Genomic DNA, 24,194 nt, shown 5'->3' with positions numbered 1-24,194 from the left:
CACAGGATCAGCACAGGCCTGAAGGCACTGCTGCACCTGTGGGAGCGGGTTTACCCGCGAAGAGGCCCTCCCTGCCCTGCCAGATAGCAGCAGCTTGTCGCCTGCGGCCCCCACCTTGGTTATACTTCCCGGCTTTCCCGAATAAATGCACAGGGTCCCGCCGCGCATGGATAAGACCTACCAGCCGCACGCCATCGAAACTTCCTGGTACAACACCTGGGAGTCCGAGAACTATTTCGCCCCACAAGGTGCAGGCGAGTCCTACACCATCATGATCCCGCCGCCGAACGTTACCGGCAGCCTGCACATGGGCCACGGGTTCAACAACGCGATCATGGACGCCCTGATCCGTTTCCGCCGCATGCAAGGCCGTGACACCCTGTGGCAGCCAGGTACCGACCACGCCGGTATCGCCACGCAGATGCTGGTCGAGCGCCAACTCGAAGCCAAGGGCCAGAACCGGCATGACCTGGGCCGCGAAAAGTTCCTGGAAAAGGTCTGGGAATGGAAGGACCAGTCCGGCGGCAACATCAGCCGTCAGATCCGCCGCCTGGGCTCGTCGGTCGACTGGAGCCGCGAGCGCTTCACCATGGACGACGGCCTTTCCGAAGCGGTTAAAGAAGCCTTCGTGCGCCTGCATGAAGACGGCCTGATCTACCGCGGCAAGCGCCTGGTCAACTGGGACACCAAGCTGCACACGGCCATCTCCGACCTCGAAGTGGAAAACCACGACGAGAAAGGCCACCTGTGGAACCTGCGCTACCCGCTGGCCGACGGCGCCAAGACCGCCGAAGGCAAGGACTACCTGGTGGTCGCCACCACTCGTCCGGAAACCCTGCTGGGTGACGCCGCCGTTGCGGTCAACCCAAGCGACCAACGCTACCAGGCACTGATCGGCAAGTTCGTCGAACTGCCACTGGTCGGCCGCCGCATCCCGATCATCGCCGACGACTACTGCGACCCCGAGTTCGGTACCGGCTGCGTGAAGATCACCCCGGCCCACGACTTCAACGACTACGAAGTCGGCAAGCGCCACAACCTGCCACTGCTGAACATCTTCGACAAGAACGCCTTCGTGCTGGCCAGCGCCCAGGCCTTCAACCTCGACGGCAGCGTCAACGAGCAGGTCGACACCCAACTGCCGGCCCAGTACGCCAACCTTGACCGCTTCGTCGCGCGCAAGCAGATCGTTGCCGACCTGGACGCCCAGGGCCTGCTGGTAAGCATCGACGACCACGCCCTGAAAGTGCCGAAAGGCGACCGCTCCGGCACCGTCATCGAGCCATGGCTGACCGACCAGTGGTACGTTTCCACCAAGCCGCTGGCAGAACCTGCCATCGCCGCCGTGGAGGATGGCCGCATCCAGTTCGTGCCCAAGCAGTACGAGAACATGTACTTCTCCTGGATGCGTGATATCCAGGACTGGTGCATCAGCCGCCAGCTGTGGTGGGGCCACCGCATCCCGGCGTGGTACGACGAGGCCGGCCAGGTCTATGTCGGCCGCAACGAAGAAGAAGTGCGCGCCAAGCACAAGCTGGGCGCCGACGTGGTCCTGCGCCAGGACGACGACGTGCTCGACACCTGGTTCAGCTCGGGCCTGTGGACCTTCTCCACCCTGGGCTGGCCGGAGCAGACCGAGTTCCTCAAGAAGTTCCACTCCACCGACGTGCTGGTGACTGGCTTCGACATCATCTTCTTCTGGGTTGCGCGCATGATCATGCTGACCATGCACCTGATCAAGAACGAGGATGGCACCCCGCAGGTGCCGTTCAAGACCGTGTACGTGCACGGCCTGGTCCGTGACGGCCAGGGCCAGAAGATGTCCAAGTCCAAGGGCAACGTGCTGGACCCGCTGGACATCGTCGACGGCATCACCCTCGACGCCCTGCTGGAAAAACGCACCAGCGGCATGATGCAGCCCAAGCTGGCCGAGAAGATCGCCAAGCAGACCAAGGCCGAGTTCCCCGAAGGTATCGCCAGCTACGGCACCGACGCCCTGCGCTTCACCTTCTGCTCACTGGCCTCGACCGGCCGCGACATCAAGTTCGACATGGGCCGCGTCGAAGGCTATCGCAACTTCTGCAACAAGATCTGGAACGCCGCCCGCTACGTGCTGGACAAGGGCGAGGACTGCGGCCAGAACGGCGAAGCCTACGAACTGTCGCTGGCTGACCGCTGGATCATCTCGCAACTGCAGCGCACCGAAGCCGAAGTGACCCGCCAGCTGGAGCAGTTCCGCTTCGACCTGGCCAGCCAGGCGCTGTACGAGTTCATCTGGAACCAGTACTGCGACTGGTACCTGGAGCTGTCCAAGCCGGTACTGTGGGACGAGAACGCGCCGGTCGAACGCGCCCGTGGCACCCGTCGCACCCTGGTGCGCGTGCTGGAAGTGGCGCTGCGCCTGGCGCACCCGTTCATGCCGTTCATTACCGAAGAAATCTGGCAGCGCATCGCGCCGCTGGCCGGTATCGAAGGCAAGACCATCATGCTGCAGCCATGGCCAGTGGCCAACGAAGCGCGCATCGACGCCGCCGCCGAAGGCGACATCGAGTGGCTCAAGGAGCTGATGGTTGGCCTGCGTAACATTCGCGCCGAAATGAACATCGGCCCAGGCAAGCCGCTGCCGCTGTTCCTGAAGAACGCCAATGCCGACGACCAGCGCCGCCTGCAGGAAAACGAAGCGCTGCTGAAGAAGCTGGCCAAGGTCGAGTCGTTCACCGTACTGAGCGATGCCGACGAAGCGCCGCTGTCGGCCACTGCCCTGGTCGGTGACCTGCAAGTGCTGGTGCCAATGGCCGGCCTGATCGACAAGGATGCCGAGCTGGCGCGCCTGAACAAGGAAATCCAGCGCCTGCAGGGTGAAGTGGCGCGCGTGGGTGGCAAGCTGTCCAACGCCGCCTTCGTCGACAAGGCACCGCCTGCGGTGATCGAGAAGGAACGCGCCAAGCTGGCCGAGTCCGAACAGGCCCTGGCCAACTTCACCGAGCAGCATGCGCGGATTGCAGCGCTGTAACAACCTGATAGACCGCTGGGGCCGCTGTGCGGCCCTTTCGCGACACAAGGCCCCTCCTCCAGGGACGGCGCCGGTTTGAGAGGCGCCGCTATCCTGTAGGAGCGGCCTTGTGTCGCGATAGGGCTGCAGAGCAGCCCCACGGCCTGCAACACCGGATCCAACCATGACCAACAAACCCACCCTGCACCCGCGCAACCGCCACCAGGGCCGCTACGATTTCCCCAGCCTGATCAAGGCCCACCCTGACCTGGCGCGCTTCACCATCACCAACCCCCACGGCAAACCCAGCATCGACTTCGCCAACCCCGAGGCCGTGCGAGTTTTCAACCGTGCCCTGCTCAAGGCCCAGTACGGCATCCAGCACTGGGACATCCCCGCCGACTACCTGTGCCCGCCCATTCCTGGCCGTGCCGACTATATCCACGTAGCCGCCGACCTGCTGGCCGACGACAATGCCGGCGAGATCCCCAAGGGCGCCCAGGTGCGCGCACTGGACATTGGCGTGGGCGCCAACTGCATTTACCCGCTGCTGGGCCACAGCGATTACCGCTGGCGCTTCCTCGGCTCGGACATCGACCCGGTGGCACTGGCCTCAGCCAAGGCAATCGTCCAGGCCAACGGCCTGGGCAAGGCCATCACCCTGCGCCAGCAGGCCAACCGTGCGCACATCCTCAGCGGCCTGCTGCAGGACGACGAACGCTTCGACCTGACCCTGTGCAACCCGCCGTTCCATGCCTCGCGCGACGAAGCCACCCGCGGCAGCCAGCGCAAGTGGAAGAACCTCGGCAAGCAGGACCCCAAGCGCAAGCTGCCGGTGCTCAACTTCGGTGGCCAGAACAATGAACTGTGGTGCGAGGGCGGCGAAATCCGCTTTGTCACCCAGTTGGTCGGCGAAAGCGTGCAGTACGCCGAGCGGGTACTGTGGTTCACCAGCCTGGTATCCAAGGCCAGCAACCTGCCAGGGATCGAGGCCGCGCTGAAAAAGGCCGGCGCCAAGGCCGTGCGCATTGCCGAAATGGGCCAGGGGCAGAAGCAGAGCCGTATGGTTGCCTGGAGCTTCCAGGACGACACTGCGCGCCAGGCCTGGCACGCCCGGCGTAAATCACAGGCATGAAAAAACCGCGCCCGGGCAAGCCGGGCGCGGTTTCGTCAAAGCTTCAACAATTACTTGTTGATGGCGTCGGTCAGCACTTTGGCTGGAACGAACTTGACGACTTTCTTGGCAGCGATTTCGATGGCAGCGCCAGTCGAAGGGTTGCGGCCGGTACGGGCAGGACGCTCGGAGACTTTCAGTTTGCCGATGCCTGGCAGAGTGATTTCAGCGCCGTTTTCCAGTTGGTCGGCAACGATCTGGCCCAGTTGCTCCAGAGCGTTTTTGGCGGTGGCTTTTGGCGCGGCGATCGATTCGGCGATGTCGGCAATCAGTTGGTCTTTGGTCAATGCCATGGTGATGTTCCTTCCCTATCAAATTCGATGGTTATGCAGCGAACTACGACGTTATCGGGCCAGCCCCTGAAGTGGAGGGCCGCGCCAATCGCGTATGTAGATACGTAAATCGGCGTTTGGTTCGACACGACGACAGCAAGCTGCCAGCAATGCGCCACACGAGGGGCACAAGACCGCGCAAAGCTACCACAGGAACGGATAAATATCCGCTGCGCACTTCGATTTAATGCAGGTTTTTCGGGGGTTTTAGCCTAAAACGCACAAATTTGAACAAAAAACGAACAACCGGCATTTCTGCCAACATACGGCCACTGCATCACCTGGTGTCTGGGGTAAACTGGACGACTTTTGTAGCTCGCCGAGAATTCCATGCCAATCCGTCATTGCATCGTTCACCTGATCGACAAGAAGCCCGATGGCAGCCCCGCCGTGCTGCATGCCCGCGACACCGCACTGGCAGCCTCCGACGCCATCGAGAACCTGCTGGCCGACCTCAATGACAGCTACAACGCCAAGCAAGGCAAGGCCTGGGGCTTTTTCCACGGTGAGTCGGGTGCCTACCCACTAAGCGGCTGGCTCAAGCAGTATCTGGATGAGGAAAAGGACTTCACCGCTTTCAGCCGCATTGCCGTAGAGCATCTGCAAAAGTTGATGGAAGAGTCCAACCTGTCCACCGGCGGCCACATCCTGTTTGCCCACTACCAGCAAGGCATGACCGAGTACCTGGCAATCGCCCTGCTGCACCACAGCGAAGGCGTGGCGGTGAACGCCGAACTCGACGTGATGCCTTCGCGCCATCTCGACCTCGGCCAATTGCACCTGGCGGCGCGCATCAACTTGTCGGAATGGAAGAACAACCAGAACTCCAAGCAGTACATCTCGTTCATCAAGGGCAAGAACGGCAAGAAGGTCTCGGACTATTTCCGCGACTTCATCGGCTGCCAGGAAGGCGTCGACGGCCCGGGAGAAACCCGCACCCTGCTCAAGGCCTTCAGCGACTTCGTCGAGAGCGAAGACCTGCCGGAAGAGTCCGCCCGCGAGAAGACCCAAACCCTGGTCGAGTACGCCACCACCCAGACCAAACTGGGCGAGCCGGTGACCCTCGAAGAGCTGTCCAGCCTGATCGACGAGGACCGGCCCAAGGCGTTCTACGACCATATCCGCAACAAGGACTATGGCCTGTCGCCGGAAATTCCCGCGGACAAGCGCACCCTCAACCAGTTCCGCCGCTTCACCGGGCGTGCCGAGGGGCTGTCGATCAGCTTCGAGGCGCATCTGTTGGGGGACAAGGTGGAGTATGACGAAGAGGCGGGGACTTTGATCATCAAGGGGCTGCCGACCACTCTGGTGGACCAGCTCAAGCGGCGCAAGGATTGATGGCCCTGGGGGCTGCTTTGCAGCCCCGGCAATCTCAAGCCAAATCCACCAGATAAGACGCCACCAACGCCTCCTTGGCCGACTTGCGCAGCCGCTTCACCAGCCGCTCCTGGCGCAATGCCTCGCCCTTGTCCGGCCATTGCTCCACATACACCAGCGCCTGCGCCGGGCTGGTCTTGAAATAGCGCGCGCCCTGCCCTTTCTGATGCGCCACAAAGCGCCGTTGCGGGTCATCACTGATACCGCAGTACAACGAGCCATTGGCAGCCCGTACCAGGTACACATACCACGGTTTGCCAACAACAGTTTCGACGACGTCACTCACCCTGGGCCTGCTGAAATGCGCGCAATCCCTTGAATGCCTGTGAGCGCACCTTGTTCTGCAGCAGTAGCGACCAACCCAGCAACACACCAGGCACACCCAGCGCCTGCCGCGACCAGCGCCACAGGTCGAAGGTGTCGTCGTGTTGGCAGATCAACCCATCGCGGATGACAAAGCGCGCCTGGATATCGTTGACCACAACACGGCCGGTCTGGCTGAACAGGTAGGTAGCTACCCAGTGCGCGCTGCCACTGCGCTCATCGGCACGGACGCTATCGAACGACAGGGTGAAATCCTCGGCACGGGTGGTGAGCATCCGCCACATATCGCCTGCATCCCGCCCACGCAGGGTGCCGAACACCGGGTCGCTGAAAACGATATCGTCGCTGTAACAGGCAATCATCGCTTCGGCGTCCAGGCGCTGGAAGGCCTGGTAGAAGCGGGTGATCAGGTCGCGGTTGGCGTCGCTCATGTGGGCTGGTCCGTCCTGGGGGTTGAAAGCAGCACGATAATCTGCCCCGTTACCTTATCCCAGTACCGGCCCTATCGCCGGCAAGCCAGCGCCCACAGGGAAACCACCATCTTCGGAACTGTGGGACTTCTGTGAGAGCTGGCTTGCCGGCGATAGGGCCGATACTGCCAACAGAAGCTTCAGACTTTTTCGCTGGTCACCTGCACATGCAATGCCCGCCCGGCACCCAGCCCGAACACAATGGCACCCACCCCAAGTACAGCAAAGATCCAGCCCAGTGCCGCCCAGCCGCCAGTCAGGTCATGCACCAACCCCACCGCAAACGGCCCCATCGACGCCAGGGTATAACCCACCCCCTGGGCCATGCTCGACAGGTTCGCCGCCACGTGGGCGTCCTTCGAGCGCAGCACGATCAAGGTCAGCGCCAGGGCGAAGGTACCGCCCTGCCCCAGCCCCAGCACCACCGCCCACCCCCACAGCCCGGACACCGGCGCATACAGGCAACCGAACAGCCCCGCCAGGGTAATCAGCATGACCAGCACGATCGCCAGGCGCTGGTCTTTGCCGCGCGTGGCCAGCCACGGCGCACTGAGCGAGCTGACCAGTTGCACGATCACCGACCCCGATAGCACCAGCCCCGCCTCGGTCGGGCTCAGGCCGCGGCCGATCAGGATCGACGGCAACCAGCCAAAGACGATGTAGGCCAGCGACGACTGCAGGCCCATGTACAAGGTTACCTGCCAGGCCAACGGGTCACGCCACAAGCCACGCACGCGATACGCCACCTTGTGCAGACCATGCCCCTGGCGAGCCTGCGGCAGCCATACCAGCATGGCCAGCAAGGCCGGCAGCACCCAGAAGCCCAGCCCCAGCGCCCAACTGCCGTCGAAATGCTGGGCCAGTGGTACGGTGGCACCCGCCGCCATGGCCGCACCCAGGCACAGCGCCATGGTGTACACACCCGTCAGCGTGCCTGCGTGCTGCGGAAAGTCGCGCTTGACGATCCCCGGCAACAGCACGCCAATAATGCCGATGCTGGCCCCCGCCATCAGGCTGCCGAGGAACACACCGGTAGCCCCAAAAGTGCTGCGCACCACGATGCCCAGCGCCAGGGTGACAAGAATGCCAAGAATCACCCGTTCACTGCCGAACCGCCTTGCCAGTACCGGCGCCAGGGGGGCGAACAGGCCCAGGCACAGCACCGGCAAGGTGGTCAGCAAACCGGCCTGCGAGGCATTCAGCCCCAGGCTTTCGGACACCAGGCCCAGCACCGGTGCCATGCTCGACAACGCCGGGCGCAGATTCAATGCCACCAGCACCAAGCCGAGCAACAGCAGCCAGGGCCGCAGCAGCACCACTGGCTGCTGCTGCACCTGCTCGTCGTCAGCTTCGGCATCAATCAGTAGCTCTTCGAGGTCCCCCTCGCTTGCCGGGGTGTTGCGGGTAATGGATTCAGCCATGGCCTACTCGGGGTCAGGATTCGATAAGGGTGCGGCTCAGGCGCTTGGCCCGTTCCGCGTCGCGTTGCTCGATGGCATCGAGGATCTGCCCATGCAGGTCGAACGTGGCCTGGCAACGCGGCACGGTCGCCATGTTGTGCTGCAGCGCGGCAGCCACCACCCCGGAAAAGTACCGGTACAGCTCGCTCAGCGCCGGGTTATGGGCGGCATCGACCAGCCGCTGGTGAAACACCAGGTCGCAGGCCACATAGGCATCGACATCCCCGTGGAAGTGCCCGGCGCTGCCGGCCAGGGCATCACGCAGCGCTTGCAGGTCGCCATCGGTGCGACGCAGCGCGGCCAGCCCGATGGCTTCGGTCTCGAGAATGTGGCGGGTTTCACGGGCCTGTTCGGCAGTGCAGCGGGACATCGCCTGCACCGCCTGCAGCGGGTCCTGGGCCGTGCGCAGGTAACTGCCGTCGCCCTGGCGAATTTCCACCAGGCCACTGAAAGCCAGCACGCGCATGGCCTCGCGTACGGTGTTACGGCTGATGCCCAATTGCAGGGCCAGCTCCGGCTCAGTCGGCAAGCGCTGGCCGACCTGCCAGTCGCCCAGCACGATGCGCTCGCGCATGCGCTCAACAGCCAGCTCGACCAGAGAACGCTTGGTCAGCTCTGTACTCATCCTACTCAACCAATCATCCGATGAATTTACCCAGCTTACTGGATACCGGGCAACGCCGTAAACCACCTGGTATTTCTGCCAGTTGTGGGCATAACGCTTTGTTGCAACGCTCGCGGGGTACTTTCAAGGATGCATTTGCATGCGACTGGCGAGCCTGCTGTTACTGCTGTTCCTGGCCCTGCTGCCGGGTTGTGAACCGGCCCATCACCCGAGCCGGCCTAAAGCCCTGATCATCGGCCTCGACGGCGTGCAGTTGGAGCAATACCTGCAACTGGGCGACGCCACCAACCTGAAACAGCGGCTGTACTATGGCAAGGCCTACGCGGGGGGCATCAATGGCAAAGCCAGCGAGCAAGCCACCTTGAGCGGCCCCGGCTGGGTCACCTTGTTGACCGGCGTGTGGAGCAACAAGCACGGTGTTGACTCGGACGCAGAGTCGCTGCGGGCAAGCACCGCGTATCCCAGCCTGTTCAAGCGGTTGCGCCTGGCCTTGCCCAATGCCTACCTCTCCAGCGTCGTCAACTGGTCGCCCATCAATACGGCATTTCTGCTGGAAGACGCCCATGGCGCCGACGTGCGCGAAAGTGGCTTGGCGGATGAACAGGTGATTGGGCGAACGCTGCAGATCCTCGGCAACACACCCGCTGACTTCACCTTCGTTCAACTGGACGAACCTGACCAGGTCGGCCATGACCAGGGTTACGGCGAGCGCTATCAGCGGGCATTGCGTAAGGCCGACAGCGAGATCGGGCGGCTACTGGACAAGGTGGACCAGCGACGTCGCATGTTCCCGCTGGAAGACTGGCTGGTGATCGTCAGCACTGACCACGGCCGAGATTACCGGGGCAAAGGCCATGGCAGCGCTTCGGAGCAGGAAAAGAGCATCTTCATCGCCAGCAACAAGCCGATGAATCAGGAGCTGACCGAACTGAGCACTCCAGCGGAAATGCCCGGGCCAAACAACCTGTACGGGCTGCCCGCGCAAACTTCGGTGGCACCCACGGTGCTGCGCCATATGGGCCTGAGGTTGCAACCGGAATGGTTACTGGACGGCACACCCTTGCTGGGGGATACCGGCGTGCGCAAGGCGCGTGCCGATGAGAACAAAGGGCGGATACGCTGGAACAGCGAGGCCAAGGGCTACCTGACGATTCTGAAGAACGGGCATGTGGTTGCCCAGGTAGCGGCCAGTGACGGGCAATGGACTGATCCCGACGGGATGGAGCAACAGAACGATTACGTGCTGGTGCTCAATGGTACACCGGCGGCGGTACGCAACAGGCCGGCTGCCAAGGCGTTTGTCATTGAAGAGAGCAGTTACTAAGCGGGACGCGCTTTTTGTAGGAGCGCCCCGGCAAGGCCGCTCCTACAAGGACCGCGTAACAGCAGTAGAGGTTGCCGTCAGTTCAACGCATCCAGCAGCGCCTGGTTCATCTCCGGCGTGCCGATGGTGATGCGCAGGAACTGGGCAATACGCGGCTGCTTGAAGTGGCGCACGATCACGCCCTGCTCACGCAGGCGTGCCGCCAACTCACCGGCATCTTGCTGCGGGTGGCGGGCGAAGATGAAGTTGGCGGCCGAAGGCAGTACTTCGAAGCCCTTGGCCTGCAGTTGCTCAACCAACACCTCGCGGCTGTCGATCACCTTGCGGCAGGTTTCCTCGAAGTACTGGCGGTCCTCGAACGCCACTGCCGCACCGACGATCGCCGCACGGTCCAGCGGGTAGGAGTTGAAACTGTTCTTGATCCGCTCCAGCGCCTCGATCAGGTCCGGGTGCCCAACAGCCAGGCCAACCCGCAAGCCAGCCAGCGAGCGCGACTTCGACAGGGTCTGGGTGACCAGCAGGTTGTCGTAGCGGTCCACCAGGCTGATGGCGGTCTCACCACCGAAATCGATGTACGCCTCATCGACTACCACCACCGAATCACGGTTGGCCTGCAGCAGCTGCTCTACCGCCTGCAGCGGCATCAGGCAGCCAGTCGGCGCGTTAGGGTTAGGGAAGATGATACCGGCATTGGGCTTGTTGTAGTCCTCGATGCGGATCTGGAACTGCTCGTCCAGCGCCACCTGCTCGAAGGCAATGCCGTACAGGCCGCAGTAAACCGGATAGAAGCTGTAGCTGATATCCGGGAACAGCAGCGGTGCATCGTGCTGGAACAGGCCGTGGAAGATGTGCGCCAGCACCTCGTCCGAGCCGTTGCCGACAAACACTTGCGCCGGGGTTACGCCGTAGTACTCGGCCACCGCCTGCTTCAGCCGGTCACCGTTCGGGTCCGGGTACAAGCGCAGGTTGTCGTTCAGCTCGCCGCGCATGGCCTCCAGCGCCTTGGGCGACGGGCCATAAGGGTTCTCGTTGGTGTTGAGCTTGACCAGGCGGGCCAGCTTGGGCTGCTCGCCGGGCACGTAAGGCACCAGGTCCTTGACGAAGGGGCTCCAGAAACGACTCATGCTCAGTTCCCCTTCTCTTGGGTGAGGATACGGTATTCAGCGCTGCGGGCGTGGGCGGTCAGCGACTCGCCACGGGCCAGGACCGAAGCAGTGTGGCCCAACTCGGACGCGCCCTGCTCGGAGCAGAAGATGATCGACGAACGCTTCTGGAAGTCATACACCCCCAGTGGCGACGAGAAACGCGCGGTGCCGGAAGTGGGCAGCACGTGGTTGGGGCCGGCGCAGTAGTCACCCAGCGCTTCGCTGGTGTGGCGGCCCATGAAGATCGCACCCGCGTGACGGATGTGCGGCAGCCAGGCCTGCGGGTCGGCCACCGACAGCTCCAGGTGCTCCGGCGCAATGCGGTTGGCCACTTCCATGGCCTGTTGCATGTCACGCACCTGGATCAGCGCGCCACGGCCATTGATCGACTTCTCGATGATCTCGGCACGCTCCATGGTCGGCAGCAGCTTGTCGATGCTGGCGGCAACGCGGTCGAGGAACGCGGCATCCGGGCTGACCAGGATGGCCTGGGCATCTTCATCGTGCTCAGCCTGCGAGAACAGGTCCATGGCGATCCAGTCCGAGTCGGTCTGGCCGTCGCACACGACGAGAATTTCCGACGGGCCGGCGATCATGTCGATGCCTACCTGGCCGAACACATGGCGCTTGGCAGTGGCAACATAGATGTTCCCCGGGCCGACGATCTTGTCCACCTGCGGCACGCTTTCGGTGCCGTAGGCCAGCGCGGCCACGGCCTGGGCGCCACCCACGGTGAACACGCGATCGACACCGGCGATGCAGGCCGCTGCCAGCACCAGCTCGTTGACCTCGCCACGCGGGGTCGGCACCACCATCACCACCTCAGCCACACCGGCAACCTTGGCCGGAATCGCGTTCATCAGCACCGACGACGGGTACGATGCCTTGCCGCCCGGTACATACAGGCCGGCACGGTCCAGCGGGGTAACCTTCTGGCCGAGCACGGTGCCATCGGCTTCGGTGTACTGCCAGGAGTCCTGCTTCTGCCGCTCGTGGTACATGCGCACACGGTTGGCGGCCTTCTCCAGGGCTTCACGCTGAGTCGGGGTGATACGGGTCAGCGCCAGCTCCAGGCGCTCGCGATTGAGGATCAGGTCGTCAATCGACTTGGCGTCAACACCGTCGAAACGCTGGGTGAATTCCACCAACGCCGCATCACCCCGCTCGCGCACGGCCTTGATGATGTCGAGCACGCGCTGGTTGACCGCGTCATCGGACACACTTTCCCAGCTCAGCAGATGATCCAGATGTCGGGCGAAATCCGGATCAGCAGCGTTGAGACGGGCAATTGCAGTGGACACGGTCATGGCGAGGGCCTCGATTATTAGCGAATGCTCAGGCGCCCTAGGCTACCAGTCCATCCGCGCGGGCACCCGAGAAAAGTGGCTATGACGCGGATAGACGGGCGCGACAGCGAAGGTCGCGCACAGGAATCAACCGCGGTGTCGAGATTCGACCGCTTGACGCAGCGTGTCGATCAGGCTTTGGATGCGGGCGTGCTGCATTTTCATGGAGGCCTTGTTGACCACCAGGCGCGAGCTGATCGTGGCGATCAGTTCCTGGGGCTCCAGGCCATTGGCACGCAGGGTGTTGCCGGTGTCGACCACGTCGATGATCTTGTCGGCGAGGTTGATCAGCGGTGCCAACTCCATCGAGCCGTAGAGCTTGATGATGTCGACCTGACGGCCTTGTTCGGCGTAGTAGCGCTTGGCTACGTTGACGAACTTGGTGGCCACGCGCAGGCGGCCCTTGGGCTCGGCTGCACCGACTGCACCAGCGGTCATCAGCTTGCACTGGGCAATCTGCAGGTCCAGCGGCTCGTACAGGCCCTGGCCGCCGTACTCCATCAACACGTCCTTGCCGGCCACACCCAGGTCGGCGGCACCATGCTCGACGTAGGTCGGCACGTCGGTGGCACGCACGATCAGCAGGCGTACGTCTTCCTGCGTGGTGGGGATGATCAGCTTGCGGCTCTTGTCCGGGTTCTCGGTCGGCACGATGCCGGCCTCGGCCAGCAACGGCAGGGTATCATCGAGAATACGGCCTTTGGAAAGCGCGATGGTCAACATTGGAACGTCGGTCCTTAAGCGGCTACTGCTGGCCGGGCTGCTATAGCCCGACCGCATTCAATTCGAATGGCACATCCTTGTGCCAGCGGGCAACTAGCCCGGTACGCGGCGGATTTTCGCGCCGAGCATCTGCAGTTTTTCTTCGATGCACTCGTAACCACGGTCGATGTGGTAGATGCGATCGATCAGGGTATCGCCTTCGGCAACCAGCGCCGACAGCACCAGGCTGGCGGAAGCACGCAGGTCGGTGGCCATTACCGGGGCACCTTTCAGCGCGTTGACGCCAGTGACGATGGCAGTGTTGCCTTCGACCTGGATCTGCGCGCCCATGCGGTGCATTTCGTAGACGTGCATGAAGCGGTTTTCGAAGATGGTCTCGATCACCGCGCCAGTGCCTTCGGCAATGGCGTTCAGCGAAATGAACTGCGCCTGCATGTCGGTCGGGAACGCCGGGTACGGGGCGGTACGCAGGTTGACGGCTTTCGGCCGCTTGCCGTGCATGTCCAGCTCGATCCAGTCTTCACCGGTGGTGATGTCGGCGCCGGCTTCCTTGAGTTTTTCCAGGACGGCTTCAAGGATTGTCGGGTCGGTGTCCTTGACCTTGACGCGGCCACCGGTCACGGCAGCGGCGACCAGGTAGGTACCGGTCTCGATACGGTCTGGCATCACGCGGTAGTTGGCCGAGTCCAGGCGCTCGACGCCATCGATGGTGATGGTGTCGGTACCGGCGCCCTGCACATTGCCGCCCATGGCGTTGATGAAGTTGGCCAGGTCGACCACTTCCGGCTCACGCGCGGCGTTCTGCAGCACGCTGCGGCCTTTGGCCAAGGCAGCGGCCATCATGATGTTCTCGGTACCGGTCACGCTGACGGTGTCGAAGAAGAAGTGCGCACCGCGCAGGCCACCTTCAGGCGCCTTGGCCTTGATGTAGCCGCCTTCTACCTCGATCTTGGCGCCCATGGCCTCGAGGCCACGGATGTGCAGGTCGACCGGGCGCGAACCAATGGCGCAACCGCCAGGCAGGGCCACTTCGGCCTCGCCGAAACGGGCGACCATCGGGCCCAGCACCAGGATCGAGGCGCGCATGGTCTTGACCAGCTCATATGGCGCAACCAGGGTCTTGATGGTACGTGGGTCGATCTCCACCGCCAGCTTTTCGTCGATCACAGGCTCGATGCCCATGCGGCCGAACAGCTCGATCATGGTGGTGATGTCGTGCAGGTGCGGCAGGTTACCCACGGTGACTGGGCCGTCGGCCAGCAGGGTTGCTGCCAGGATCGGCAGGGCTGCGTTCTTCGCGCCCGAAATGCGGATCTCGCCGTCAAGGCGAGCGCCACCAGTAATAATCAGTTTGTCCATTGGAATCTCGCCGCCAAGTTGGCTCAGGTGCGCTCAGCCCAGGCTGCGCTGCTGAAAAATTTCATGGTTACCGCATGGATGCTGCCATTGGCGATCCACGGATTCAGGTGAGCATAGATCGCCTGCTGGCGTTTGACCGGGCTCAGGCCAGCCAACTCGTCGCTGATCACGTTCAACTGGAAGTTGCAGCCTTCGCCTTCAACTTCGACCCGGGATCCCGGCAATTTCTCTTCAAGGAAGCTTTTAACTTCTACGGCCTGCATGCTCAACCTCAATCGGCGCCCGATGCGCACGGGTCGGCCATCATACAAAAAAGCCCCTCGCCTGCGAAGCCCAACAAGGACTTCGCTGACCGAGGGGCCATCATTCGTGCCTGGCCATCAGGTTGCCAGCACTTCATCGAGGTCATAGACCTCGGCAATTTCCCGCATGTCGTCGGGCATTCCGCGTACTTCGCAGGCCTTGCCGGTGGCCTGACCATCGCGAATGTACGCAAGCAACAGCGACAGGCCGACACTCGACGACTTTTCGACCGCCGAGCAATCAAGCACCAGACGTGGCTCGCGCGAACTGTCGATCAGCGCCTTGCCCTGTTTGCGCAAGGCCGGGCCGCTGCGGTAGTCCAGCACGCCTGTCAGGCGCAGCACGCCCGGCTCGGCCATGCTCACGGCGGCCTCACTCATTTGACGGTCTTCTCTGGCGAGTTGTCGGCAGCCTGCTTGGCCTTGGCCACTTCGCCGGCCCAGCCGTCGATGGTCTTGTCCAGGTCGTTGCCGTTGCGCTGCATGGCGTCGGCGAACTGGTCGCGGAACAGCTTGCCGATGTTGATGCCATTAACGATCACGTTACGCACCTTCCACTCGCCACCCAGGTTTTCCAGGGTGTACTGCACCGGGTACACGGCGCCATTGTTACCGGTGACCTTCATGCCGACGGAGGCGCGCTTGCCGTCATCGGCCTTGGCCGGGTCGACGACGATACCCTGGTTGTTGTACTCCAGCAGTGCGTTGCCATAGAACTGCATCAGGCTGCGCTTGAAGTTTTCCTGGAAGCGCTGCATTTGCTCAGGCGTTGCCTTGCGCGAGTACTTGACGGTCATGATGCTGCGGGAAATACCGTCAGCGTCCACCACCGGGCCAAGGATGCGGTTGAGCGAATCGTAGAAAGCATTGGGGTTGGACTTGTACTGTTCCTTGTTGGCCTTGAGGTCACCAAGCAACTCGTTGGTCGTACCCTGAACCACGTCGTGAGGCGTTTGCGCGGCCAAGGCCAGCAAAGGGAAAGCCGCCAGCAGGACCAGCAGGCCACGTCGCAGGATCGAAATCATGGAAACTCCTTAATTAGCCGGTTGCGCTTCTTTTGGTTCCTTGCCAACGGAGTTGAGCAGGAACTTGCCAATCAGATCTTCCAGCACCAGTGCCGACTGGGTGTCGTGGATGGTCGCGCCGTCCTTGAGCACTTCGTCTTCACCGCCCACGCTGATGCCGATGTACTTCTCGCCAAGCAAACCGGCGGTCAGGATCGAGGCGGTGGAGTCGGTCGGCAGGTTGTCCACCGACTTGTCCAGCTGCAACGTCACCCGACCGGTGTAGGAATCACGGTCCAGATCGATGGCGGTGACCTTGCCGATGGTCACACCGGCCATGGTCACTTTAGCTCTGACCGTCAAACCGGCGATATTGTCGAAGTAGGCATAAACTTTATAGGTATCGCTGCTCGGGCTGGCCGACAGCCCGCTGACACGCAGGGCCAGCAGCAGCAGCGCCAGGATCCCGGCCAGGAGGAACAGGCCGACACCGATTTCCAGGGTGCGGTTTTGCATCAGAAATCTCCAAACATCAAGGCGGTCAGAATAAAGTCCAGACCCAGCACTGCCAACGAGGCATAGACCACGGTCTTGGTGGTGGCACGGCTGATCCCTTCTGAGGTGGGCTCACAGTCGTACCCCTGGAATACGGCGATCCAGGTCGTGACGAAGGCAAACACCAGGCTCTTGATCAAGCCGTTGAGCACGTCGTCGGTGAAAGAAACACTGTTCTGCATGTTGGCCCAGAACGAGCCCTCGTAAACGCCCAGCCAGTCGACTGCCACCCACGAGCCGCCCCAGATGCCGACCACGCTGAAGATCAGCGCCAGCAACGGCAGCGAGATGAAGCCGGCCCACAGGCGTGGTGCAACGATGTACTTGAGCGGGTCGACGCCGATCATTTCCAGGCTGGACAACTGCTCGGTGGATTTCATGTTGCCGATTTCGGCGGTCAGCGCCGAACCCGCGCGGCCGGCGAACAGCAACGCCGTCACCACCGGGCCGAGCTCACGCAGCAGGGTCAGGGCGACCATCTGCCCCACCGCCTGCTCCGAACCGTACTTGGTCAGGATGCTGTAGCCCTGCAATGCCAGCACCATGCCGATGAACACCCCGGACACGACAATGATCGCCAGCGACAGCACGCCCACCGAGTACAGCTGCTTGGTCAGCAGCTGGAAGCCGCCACCGATGCCGCCGCGCCCGACAAGGGCATGGAACAGGAACAGGCAGGAGCGCCCCAGTACCGCCAGCACGTCGATCGCCGAGCGACCCAACAGGCGGACACGTTCGAGTAAGGATTTTCTGCGCATCAACGCGCCCCCAGCAGGTCGGCGCGGTAGTCAGGCGCAGGAAAGTGGAAGGGTACCGGGCCGTCCGGGTCGCCTTTCATGAACTGGCGAATCCGTGGGTTGTCCGAGCCCATCAGCTCATCGGGCGTACCCTGGCCCAGCACCTGGCCGTCACCCACCACGTAGATGTAGTCGGCGATGCTGGCGGTTTCCGCCAGGTCATGGGAGACGACGATGCTGGTGATACCCAGGGCATCGTTGAGCAGGCGGATCAGGCGCACCAGTACACCCATGGCGATCGGGTCCTGGCCGACGAACGGTTCGTCGTACATGAGGATTTGGGGGTCCAGGGCAATAGCCCGGGCCAACGCCACACGGCGCTTCATGCCACCGGACAGCTCGTCGGGCATCAGGTCGATGGCACCGCGCAGGCCCACGGCCTGCAGCTTCATCAGTACGATGTCACGGATCATTTCGTCCGATAACTGGGTGTGCACACGCAGCGGGAATGCGACGTTCTCGAACACGTCGAGGTCGGTGAACAGCGCGCCGCTCTGGAACAGCACCCCCATTTGCTTGCGGGCGTCGAACAGGTCGCTGCGCGACAACGTCGGCAGGTTCTGCCCGGCAACCCATACCTCACCGCTGGAGGGGCGCAACTGCGCCCCCATCAGGCGGAGCAACGTAGTCTTGCCGCAACCCGATGGCCCCATGATGCCGGTGACCTTGCCGCGCGGGATGCGAATGTCCACGTTGCTGAAAATGCTGCGCGAACCGCGTTTGAAGGTAACCCCCTTCAACTCGACCGCGTAGGCGCTATCCACACTCATCTAGACTCCTTGCTAGTGCAGCCTCGTCCTAATGGACGCCGGCCCCCATCAGGAAGGCACACGCACCCCTGGCAGGCCGAATAGCGGCGAACTATAGCACCGCTGACAGCGCCGCCCCAAGGCCGGACAACGAGTCGTTCAGCTTCGATTCAAGCTGGCGAGACATTCGCCACGGCAATCGAAAGCGTGAGGGTTTCTTTCATTGCGGCTATAATCGCCGCCTTTTCATCAGGCATTGCTTTTTCGACATGAGCCAATCCAGCGAGCTGATCCAATCCGCCCAACGCACCTTGCGCCTGGAGCTTGAAGCCGTAGAGGCCCTGCTGGCGCGCATCGACGACACTTTCGTCAAGGCCTGCGAACTGATCCTGGCCAGCAAAGGCCGGGTCGTCGTGGTCGGCATGGGCAAGTCCGGGCATATCGGCAACAAGATCGCCGCCACCCTGGCCAGCACCGGTACACCAGCGTTTTTCGTGCACCCCGCCGAGGCCAGCCATGGCGACATGGGCATGATCACCCGCGATGATGTCATTCTTGCCCTGTCGAACTCCGGCAGCACCGCCGAGATCGTCACGCTGCTGCCGCTGATCAAGCGCCTCGGCATCAAGCTGATCAGCCTGACCGGCAACCCGGACTCGCCCCTGGCCCAGGCCGCCGAGGTCAATCTCGACGCCCGCGTCGAGCAAGAGGCCTGCCCACTCAACCTGGCCCCTACCTCGTCCACCACGGCATCGCTGGTGCTGGGCGACGCGTTGGCCATCGCCCTGCTCGAGGCCCGCGGCTTCACAGCCGAGGACTTTGCCTTCTCGCACCCAGGTGGTGCGCTTGGCCGCCGCCTGCTGCTCAAGGTCGAGAACGTGATGCACGCTGGCGACGAGCTGCCCCAGGTCCCCCGCGGCACCTTGCTCAAGGACGCGCTGCTGGAAATGTCCAGCAAAGGCCTGGGCATGACCGTGATCGTCGAAGCCGACGGCAAACTGGCCGGGGTCTTCACCGACGGCGACCTGCGCCGTAGCCTGGACCGCAACATCGACGTGCACACCACCCTGATCGAGCAGGTAATGACGGTGCACGGCAAGACGGCCCGCGCCGATATGCTCGCCGCAGAGGCCCTGAAGATCATGGAAGACCACAAGATCGGCGCGCTGGTGGTGGTGGACCGCGAGGACCGCCCGACCGGCGCCCTGAACATGCACGACCTGCTGCGCGCCGGCGTAATGTAAAGGAGCCATGCAATGAACCAGGACCTCATGCAACGCGGCAAAGGCATCAAGCTGGCAGTATTCGACGTGGACGGCGTGCTCACCGATGGGCGCCTGTATTTCCTCGAGGACGGCAGCGAATTCAAGACCTTCAACACACTCGATGGCCAGGGCATTAAGATGCTCATGGCCTCGGGCGTGACCACCGCGATCATCAGCGGGCGCAAGACGCCGGTGGTCGAGCGCCGGGCGAAAAACCTCGGCATCCCGCACCTGTACCAGGGCCGCGAGGACAAATTGGTGGTGCTTGACGGCCTGCTCGCTGAACTGGGCCTAAGCTATGATCAAGTGGCCTACCTGGGCGACGACCTGCCCGACCTGCCGGTGATCCGCCGAGTGGCCTTGGGCATGGCGGTAGCCAACGCCGCGCCGTTCGTTCGCCAGCACGCCCATGGCGTGACCCAGGCACGCGGCGGCGAAGGCGCGGCCCGTGAATTCTGCGAACTGATCATGCAGGCCCAGGGCACCCTGGACGCTGCCAACGCCAACTACCTGTAAGGCTGCCCATGTTCAGCAAGAAAGCCCGAAACATCGTGCTGCTCGGGGCGATTGCCGCCCTGCTGGTAGCCATCGGCTACTGGAATGTCAGCCCTGAGAGCTTCCTCGACAAACCTGTGGCCCAGGTAGACGAAAGCGCCATCGACTACTACGCGATCAATGCGCATAGCGTGCAGTTCCTGCCCGACGGCAAGCTGCAGTACGAAATGACTGCCGACAAGGTCGAACACCTCAAGGCCAGCGAAATCACCCTGCTGACCACGCCGGACCTGCACATGTACCGCGGCACCGAATACCCGTGGCACGTGCAGAGCACGCGCGCCGAGGTCAACCCGGACGGCACCGAGGTCGAGTTGATCGACAAGGTACGGGTTGCTCGCACCGACGAAAAACAGCGTGAAACCATCATTACCAGTTCACGCATGACCGTGTTCCCGCAGAAGCAATATGCGCAGACCGAGCAAGCCGTTAGAATCGACGGCGCCGGTGGCACAACTACGGGCAAAGGAATGAAAGCGTATTTGAAAGAAGGCAAGATGGACTTGCTCTCTAACGTAAGAGGACAGTATGAGGCTCGTTAAAACCCTCCCCCTTTTGCTCAGCCTGAGCGCAGCACTGGGAAGCGCGAGCGCCCTCGCCCTGCCGAACGACCGTGACCAGCCAATCCGCATCCAGGCCGACAATGCCCACTTGGACGACAAGCAAGGCGTGGCCACCTACACCGGCGACGTGATCATCACCCAAGGTTCCATGATGATCAAAGGCAACACCGTGACCATCACCCGTTCCGCCGCCGGCGACATCGACGTGGTGACCTCGGTGGGCAACCTGGCCTACTTCGAGCAGCAGCAGAGCGCGGCCAAGCCAGACAAGATGAAAGGCTGGGGCGTGACCATCCAGTATCAGGCGCAGAAGGACCTGGTTATCCTCACCGACCGCGCCAAGGTCGAGAACGAAGGCAACACCACCGAAGGCGAGAAAATCGTCTACAACACCCAGACCCAGGTGGCGACCGCAGGTCGTGGTGGCAACGTGACCTCGCCGCGTCAGCGTATCGACATGGTGATCCAGCCCAAGAAGAAGGCCGAGTAAATGGCAACCCTCAAAGCCCAGCACCTGGCCAAGAGCTACAAGGGGCGGCAAGTCGTACGTGACGTCAGCCTGTCGATCGACAGCGGTCAGATCGTCGGCCTGCTTGGCCCCAACGGCGCCGGCAAGACCACCTGCTTCTACATGATTGTCGGGCTGGTGCAGGCCGAACAGGGGCGCGTGCTGATCGACAACCTCGATGTCAGCCACCAGCCCATGCACGGCCGTGCCCGCGCCGGTATCGGCTACCTGCCGCAGGAAGCCTCGATCTTCCGCAAGCTGTCGGTGGCCGACAACATCATGGCCATCCTCGAGACCCGCAAGGACCTCGACCGCGAAGGCCGGCGTAAAGAGCTGGAAAGCCTGCTGCAGGAATTCCACATCAGCCACATCCGCGACAACCTCGGCATGAGCCTGTCCGGTGGCGAACGCCGCCGTGTCGAGATTGCCCGAGCGCTGGCAACCGCACCCAAGTTCATCCTGCTGGACGAACCGTTCGCCGGTGTCGACCCAATTTCCGTGGGCGACATCAAGCAGATCATCCACCACCTCAAGGCCAAAGGCATCGGTGTACTGATCACCGACCACAACGTGCGTGAGACCCTGGATATTTGCGAAACCGCCTATATCGTCAATGATGGCCGGCTGATCGCCGAAGGAGACGCCGAGACCATCCTGGCCAACGAACTGGTCAAAGAGGTTTACCTGGGCCATGAGTTCCGGCTCTGACCCCGGTACGCGCCTGGAGTACTGGCAAATCGCCCTGAATCCGGGGTTAAAGTTGTAACGGTACTCTAGGCAAACGCTACAATTTAAGGCATAAAACTTGCTTGATCTGGCGCCCCGGCGCCCTCGTGTAGTGGATGGCGCATGCGCGCCGGCGAACAAGGTATTAAGCCCCTGCCATGAAACCATCGCTCGTCCTAAAAATGGGCCAGCAACTGACGATGACACCGCAGTTGCAACAGGCCATCCGCCTGCTCCAGCTCTCCACCCTGGACCTCCAACAGGAAATCCAGGAAGCGCTGGAGTCGAACCCGATGCTCGAACGCCAGGAAGACGGCGACGACTTCGACAACAGCGACCCGATGGCGGACAACGCCGAGAACAAGCCGGCCACCGAAGCCCAGGACAACAGCTTCCAGGAAAGCACCATCAGTGCCGACAACCTGGAAGACGGTGAGTGGAGCGAGCGCATCCCCAACGAGCTCCCGGTCGATACCGCCTGGGAAGACATCTACCAGACCAGTGCCAGCAGCCTGCCGAGCAACGATGACGACGAGTGGGACTTCACCACACGCACATCGGCCGGCGAGAGCCTGCAGAGCCACCTGCTGTGGCAGCTGAACCTGGCGCCGATGTCCGACACCGACCGCCTGATTGCCGTCACCCTGATCGACAGCATCAACGGCCAGGGCTACCTGGAAGACACCCTTGAGGAAATCTGCGAAGGGTTCGACCCAGAGCTGGATATCGAACTGGACGAGGTCGAAGCGGTACTGCACCGCATCCAGCAGTTCGAGCCAGCCGGCGTCGGCGCCCGCAACCTGGGCGAATGCCTGTTGCTGCAACTGCGCCAGTTGCCCGCCAGCACCCCGTGGATGACCGAAGCCAAGCGCCTGGTCACCGACTTCATCGACCTGCTCGGCAGCCGCGACTACAGCCAACTGATGCGGCGCATGAAAATCAAGGAAGACGAACTGCGCCAGGTCATCGAGCTGGTACAAAGCCTCAACCCGCGCCCCGGTTCGCAGATCGAGTCCAGCGAGCCCGAGTACGTCGTGCCCGACGTCATCGTGCGCAAGGACAGCGACCGCTGGTTGGTGGAACTGAACCAGGAGGCCATCCCGCGCCTGCGCGTCAACCCGCAGTACGCCGGTTTTGTGCGTCGTGCCGACACCAGCGCCGACAACACGTTCATGCGCAACCAACTGCAGGAAGCACGCTGGTTCATCAAGAGCCTGCAAAGCCGCAACGAAACCCTGATGAAGGTCGCCACGCAGATCGTCGAACACCAGCGCGGCTTCCTCGACCATGGCGACGAAGCAATGAAACCGCTGGTGCTGCATGACATCGCCGAAGCGGTGGGCATGCACGAGTCGACCATTTCGCGTGTCACCACGCAGAAATACATGCACACGCCACGCGGCATCTACGAACTGAAATACTTTTTCTCGAGCCACGTCAGCACCTCCGAAGGCGGAGAATGCTCGTCCACAGCGATCCGCGCGATCATCAAAAAACTGGTTGCAGCGGAAAATCAGAAAAAGCCATTGAGTGACAGCAAGATCGCTGGTTTACTGGAGGCACAAGGCATCCAGGTAGCCCGTCGCACCGTCGCCAAGTACCGCGAGTCCCTCGGCATCGCACCGTCGAGCGAGCGCAAGCGACTGATGTAGCCCCTGAGATGTGCCACAGCGTTTGTGGGGCAGGTGCAAGACCTGCCTCTTTATGCACGGGCAACAAAGGAGAAGCTGTATGCAAGTCAATATCAGTGGACAGCATGTAGAAGTCACCCAGCCACTGCGCGATTATGTGCTTGAAAAGCTCGCTCGCGTGGAAAGTCACTTCGACAAGATCACCAACGTGCAGGTCATCATGAAAGTCGAGAAGTTGCAGCAGAAGGTCGAGGCGACCCTGCAAATTCCCGGCGGCGAAGTGGTTGCCAACGCCGAACACGAAGACATGTATGCAGCGATCGACGCCTTGGCCGACAAGCTCGACCGCCAACTGAAAAAACACAAGGAAAAACAGCAAAGCCTGCTGCAAGGTGCAGCTGCCCGCTGATCCCCCTCATCCATGATCCGACTTGAAACCATCCTGACCCCCGGCCGTTCCCTTGTGAACGTGCCGGGCGGCAGTAAGAAGCGCGCCCTGGAAAAGGTCGCCACCGTCATCGCCGAACAAGTGCCAGAACTGGAGATGCAAGACGTCTTCGAAAAACTGGTCGCCCGGGAAAAACTCGGTTCGACCGGTTTCGGCAATGGCATCGCCATCCCGCATTGTCGGCTTGAAGGATGTTCCGCTCCAGTCAGCGCCCTGCTGCACCTGGAGGCTCCAATCGATTACGACGCCATCGATGGCGCTCCAGTAGACCTGCTGTTCGTCCTGCTGGTGCCTGAAGCCGCCACCGATGCCCATCTGGAACTGCTGCGTCAGATCGCCAGCATGCTCGATCGCAAGGAGGTCCGTGATCGCCTGCGTGCGGCCACCAGCAGTGAGGCCCTGTTCCAGGTTGTCCTGGACGTACAGAACGAGCACTGAAC

The 24,194-nt window shown here is 62.3% G+C and carries 27 protein-coding genes; 12 read left to right on the top strand and 15 right to left on the bottom strand.

The features are described from left to right. The first annotated feature begins 166 nt into the window (after window positions 1–166). A complete protein-coding gene (locus ABE456_RS16725; protein ID WP_346644897.1) occupies window positions 167–3,013 on the top strand; it encodes a valine--tRNA ligase in 2,847 nt (948 codons plus the stop codon). Between the two features lie 163 nt (window positions 3,014–3,176). Continuing rightward, complete coding sequence (gene rlmF, locus ABE456_RS16720; protein WP_346644896.1) at window positions 3,177–4,127, top strand: 23S rRNA (adenine(1618)-N(6))-methyltransferase RlmF; 951 nt, start codon at window positions 3,177–3,179, stop codon at window positions 4,125–4,127. A 50-nt stretch (window positions 4,128–4,177) separates the two neighbouring features. Here rlmF and ABE456_RS16715 read toward each other — a convergent pair whose 3' ends face one another. Continuing rightward, complete coding sequence (locus ABE456_RS16715; protein ID WP_003255106.1) at window positions 4,178–4,459, bottom strand: HU family DNA-binding protein; 282 nt, start codon at window positions 4,457–4,459, stop codon at window positions 4,178–4,180. A 369-nt stretch (window positions 4,460–4,828) separates the two neighbouring features. Between ABE456_RS16715 and yejK the strand changes: the two genes are divergently transcribed. After that, window positions 4,829–5,836 (top strand): nucleoid-associated protein YejK, encoded by a 1,008-nt coding sequence (gene yejK, locus ABE456_RS16710; protein ID WP_346644895.1) that lies wholly within the window; start codon window positions 4,829–4,831, stop codon window positions 5,834–5,836. A gap of 34 nt (window positions 5,837–5,870) precedes the next feature. Here the strand turns inward: yejK and ABE456_RS16705 are convergent, their stop codons facing one another. The 4 genes from ABE456_RS16705 to ABE456_RS16690 all read right to left on the bottom strand — a co-directional run bounded on the left by ABE456_RS16705 (window position 5,871) and on the right by ABE456_RS16690 (window position 8,754). Continuing rightward, entirely contained in the window at window positions 5,871–6,161 is a 291-nt protein-coding gene (locus ABE456_RS16705) for a GIY-YIG nuclease family protein (RefSeq protein ID WP_346644894.1), read from the bottom strand. After that, the gene (locus tag ABE456_RS16700) at window positions 6,154–6,630 is read right to left on the bottom strand and encodes a nuclear transport factor 2 family protein (protein WP_346644893.1); all 477 of its coding nucleotides are present in this window, start codon (window positions 6,628–6,630) and stop codon (window positions 6,154–6,156) included. Before ABE456_RS16700 ends, ABE456_RS16705 begins: the two co-directional genes overlap by 8 nt. A 179-nt stretch (window positions 6,631–6,809) precedes the next feature. Further along, window positions 6,810–8,090, bottom strand: coding sequence for a CynX/NimT family MFS transporter (locus tag ABE456_RS16695; protein ID WP_346644892.1), 1,281 nt, complete (start codon window positions 8,088–8,090; stop codon window positions 6,810–6,812). 13 nt (window positions 8,091–8,103) lie between these two features. After that, the gene (locus ABE456_RS16690) at window positions 8,104–8,754 is read right to left on the bottom strand and encodes a FadR/GntR family transcriptional regulator (RefSeq protein WP_346644891.1); all 651 of its coding nucleotides are present in this window, start codon (window positions 8,752–8,754) and stop codon (window positions 8,104–8,106) included. 139 nt (window positions 8,755–8,893) lie between these two features. On the opposite strand from ABE456_RS16690, the gene ABE456_RS16685 reads away from it, so the two are divergent. After that, entirely contained in the window at window positions 8,894–10,078 is a 1,185-nt protein-coding gene (locus ABE456_RS16685; RefSeq protein ID WP_346644890.1) for an alkaline phosphatase family protein, read from the top strand. Window positions 10,079–10,155: 77 nt separating this feature from the next. Here the strand turns inward: ABE456_RS16685 and hisC are convergent, their stop codons facing one another. The 10 genes from hisC to ABE456_RS16635 form a co-directional block, all read right to left on the bottom strand. Beyond that, a complete protein-coding gene (gene hisC / locus ABE456_RS16680; RefSeq protein ID WP_346644889.1) occupies window positions 10,156–11,202 on the bottom strand; it encodes a histidinol-phosphate transaminase in 1,047 nt (348 codons plus the stop codon). A 2-nt stretch (window positions 11,203–11,204) separates the two neighbouring features. After that, a complete protein-coding gene (hisD, locus tag ABE456_RS16675; protein ID WP_346644888.1) occupies window positions 11,205–12,530 on the bottom strand; it encodes a histidinol dehydrogenase in 1,326 nt (441 codons plus the stop codon). A gap of 126 nt (window positions 12,531–12,656) precedes the next feature. Next, window positions 12,657–13,292: an ATP phosphoribosyltransferase gene (hisG, locus tag ABE456_RS16670; protein ID WP_346644887.1), complete on the bottom strand. Its 636-nt coding sequence runs from the start codon at window positions 13,290–13,292 to the stop codon at window positions 12,657–12,659. Between the two features lie 93 nt (window positions 13,293–13,385). After that, complete coding sequence (murA, locus tag ABE456_RS16665) at window positions 13,386–14,651, bottom strand: UDP-N-acetylglucosamine 1-carboxyvinyltransferase (protein WP_346644886.1); 1,266 nt, start codon at window positions 14,649–14,651, stop codon at window positions 13,386–13,388. 23 nt (window positions 14,652–14,674) lie between these two features. Beyond that, a complete protein-coding gene (locus tag ABE456_RS16660; protein ID WP_003255121.1) occupies window positions 14,675–14,914 on the bottom strand; it encodes a BolA family protein in 240 nt (79 codons plus the stop codon). A 117-nt stretch (window positions 14,915–15,031) separates the two neighbouring features. After that, complete coding sequence (locus ABE456_RS16655; protein WP_346644885.1) at window positions 15,032–15,334, bottom strand: STAS domain-containing protein; 303 nt, start codon at window positions 15,332–15,334, stop codon at window positions 15,032–15,034. Further along, entirely contained in the window at window positions 15,331–15,978 is a 648-nt protein-coding gene (locus ABE456_RS16650) for an ABC transporter substrate-binding protein (protein WP_346644884.1), read from the bottom strand. The genes ABE456_RS16655 and ABE456_RS16650 overlap by 4 nt, the downstream gene beginning before the upstream one ends. Window positions 15,979–15,987: 9 nt before the next feature. Next, window positions 15,988–16,473, bottom strand: coding sequence for an outer membrane lipid asymmetry maintenance protein MlaD (mlaD, locus tag ABE456_RS16645; RefSeq protein ID WP_010952152.1), 486 nt, complete (start codon window positions 16,471–16,473; stop codon window positions 15,988–15,990). Next, window positions 16,473–17,270, bottom strand: a complete 798-nt coding sequence (mlaE, locus tag ABE456_RS16640) for a lipid asymmetry maintenance ABC transporter permease subunit MlaE (RefSeq protein WP_346644883.1) — start codon at window positions 17,268–17,270, stop codon at window positions 16,473–16,475. Before mlaE ends, mlaD begins: the two co-directional genes overlap by 1 nt. After that, a complete protein-coding gene (locus ABE456_RS16635) occupies window positions 17,270–18,079 on the bottom strand; it encodes an ATP-binding cassette domain-containing protein (RefSeq protein ID WP_012270662.1) in 810 nt (269 codons plus the stop codon). Before ABE456_RS16635 ends, mlaE begins: the two co-directional genes overlap by 1 nt. A gap of 248 nt (window positions 18,080–18,327) precedes the next feature. Here ABE456_RS16635 and ABE456_RS16630 point away from each other — a divergent pair, with 248 nt between their 5' ends. From ABE456_RS16630 to ptsN, 8 genes are all read left to right on the top strand, one after another. Next, window positions 18,328–19,302, top strand: coding sequence for a KpsF/GutQ family sugar-phosphate isomerase (locus ABE456_RS16630; RefSeq protein ID WP_346644882.1), 975 nt, complete (start codon window positions 18,328–18,330; stop codon window positions 19,300–19,302). 12 nt (window positions 19,303–19,314) lie between these two features. After that, a complete protein-coding gene (locus ABE456_RS16625) occupies window positions 19,315–19,839 on the top strand; it encodes an HAD family hydrolase (RefSeq protein ID WP_336335460.1) in 525 nt (174 codons plus the stop codon). Between the two features lie 8 nt (window positions 19,840–19,847). After that, complete coding sequence (gene lptC, locus ABE456_RS16620; RefSeq protein WP_012270659.1) at window positions 19,848–20,420, top strand: LPS export ABC transporter periplasmic protein LptC; 573 nt, start codon at window positions 19,848–19,850, stop codon at window positions 20,418–20,420. Further along, window positions 20,407–20,931 (top strand): lipopolysaccharide transport periplasmic protein LptA, encoded by a 525-nt coding sequence (lptA, locus tag ABE456_RS16615; RefSeq protein WP_346644881.1) that lies wholly within the window; start codon window positions 20,407–20,409, stop codon window positions 20,929–20,931. Before lptC ends, lptA begins: the two co-directional genes overlap by 14 nt. Continuing rightward, window positions 20,932–21,657: an LPS export ABC transporter ATP-binding protein gene (gene lptB / locus ABE456_RS16610; protein WP_300025442.1), complete on the top strand. Its 726-nt coding sequence runs from the start codon at window positions 20,932–20,934 to the stop codon at window positions 21,655–21,657. 176 nt (window positions 21,658–21,833) lie between these two features. Next, the gene (locus tag ABE456_RS16605; protein ID WP_346644880.1) at window positions 21,834–23,327 is read left to right on the top strand and encodes an RNA polymerase factor sigma-54; all 1,494 of its coding nucleotides are present in this window, start codon (window positions 21,834–21,836) and stop codon (window positions 23,325–23,327) included. 79 nt (window positions 23,328–23,406) lie between these two features. Further along, entirely contained in the window at window positions 23,407–23,715 is a 309-nt protein-coding gene (raiA, locus tag ABE456_RS16600; protein WP_003255135.1) for a ribosome-associated translation inhibitor RaiA, read from the top strand. 12 nt (window positions 23,716–23,727) lie between these two features. Continuing rightward, complete coding sequence (gene ptsN, locus ABE456_RS16595) at window positions 23,728–24,192, top strand: PTS IIA-like nitrogen regulatory protein PtsN (RefSeq protein ID WP_015269060.1); 465 nt, start codon at window positions 23,728–23,730, stop codon at window positions 24,190–24,192. Window positions 24,193–24,194: the final 2 nt, after the last annotated feature.

Origin of the sequence: Pseudomonas sp. TWI929 (genome assembly GCF_039673335.1) — a bacterium.
In the GTDB taxonomy this organism is placed as follows: Bacteria; Pseudomonadota; Gammaproteobacteria; order Pseudomonadales; family Pseudomonadaceae; genus Aquipseudomonas.
Note: the sequence above shows the minus strand (reverse complement) of the source record. Positions and strands in the feature narration are given on the sequence as shown.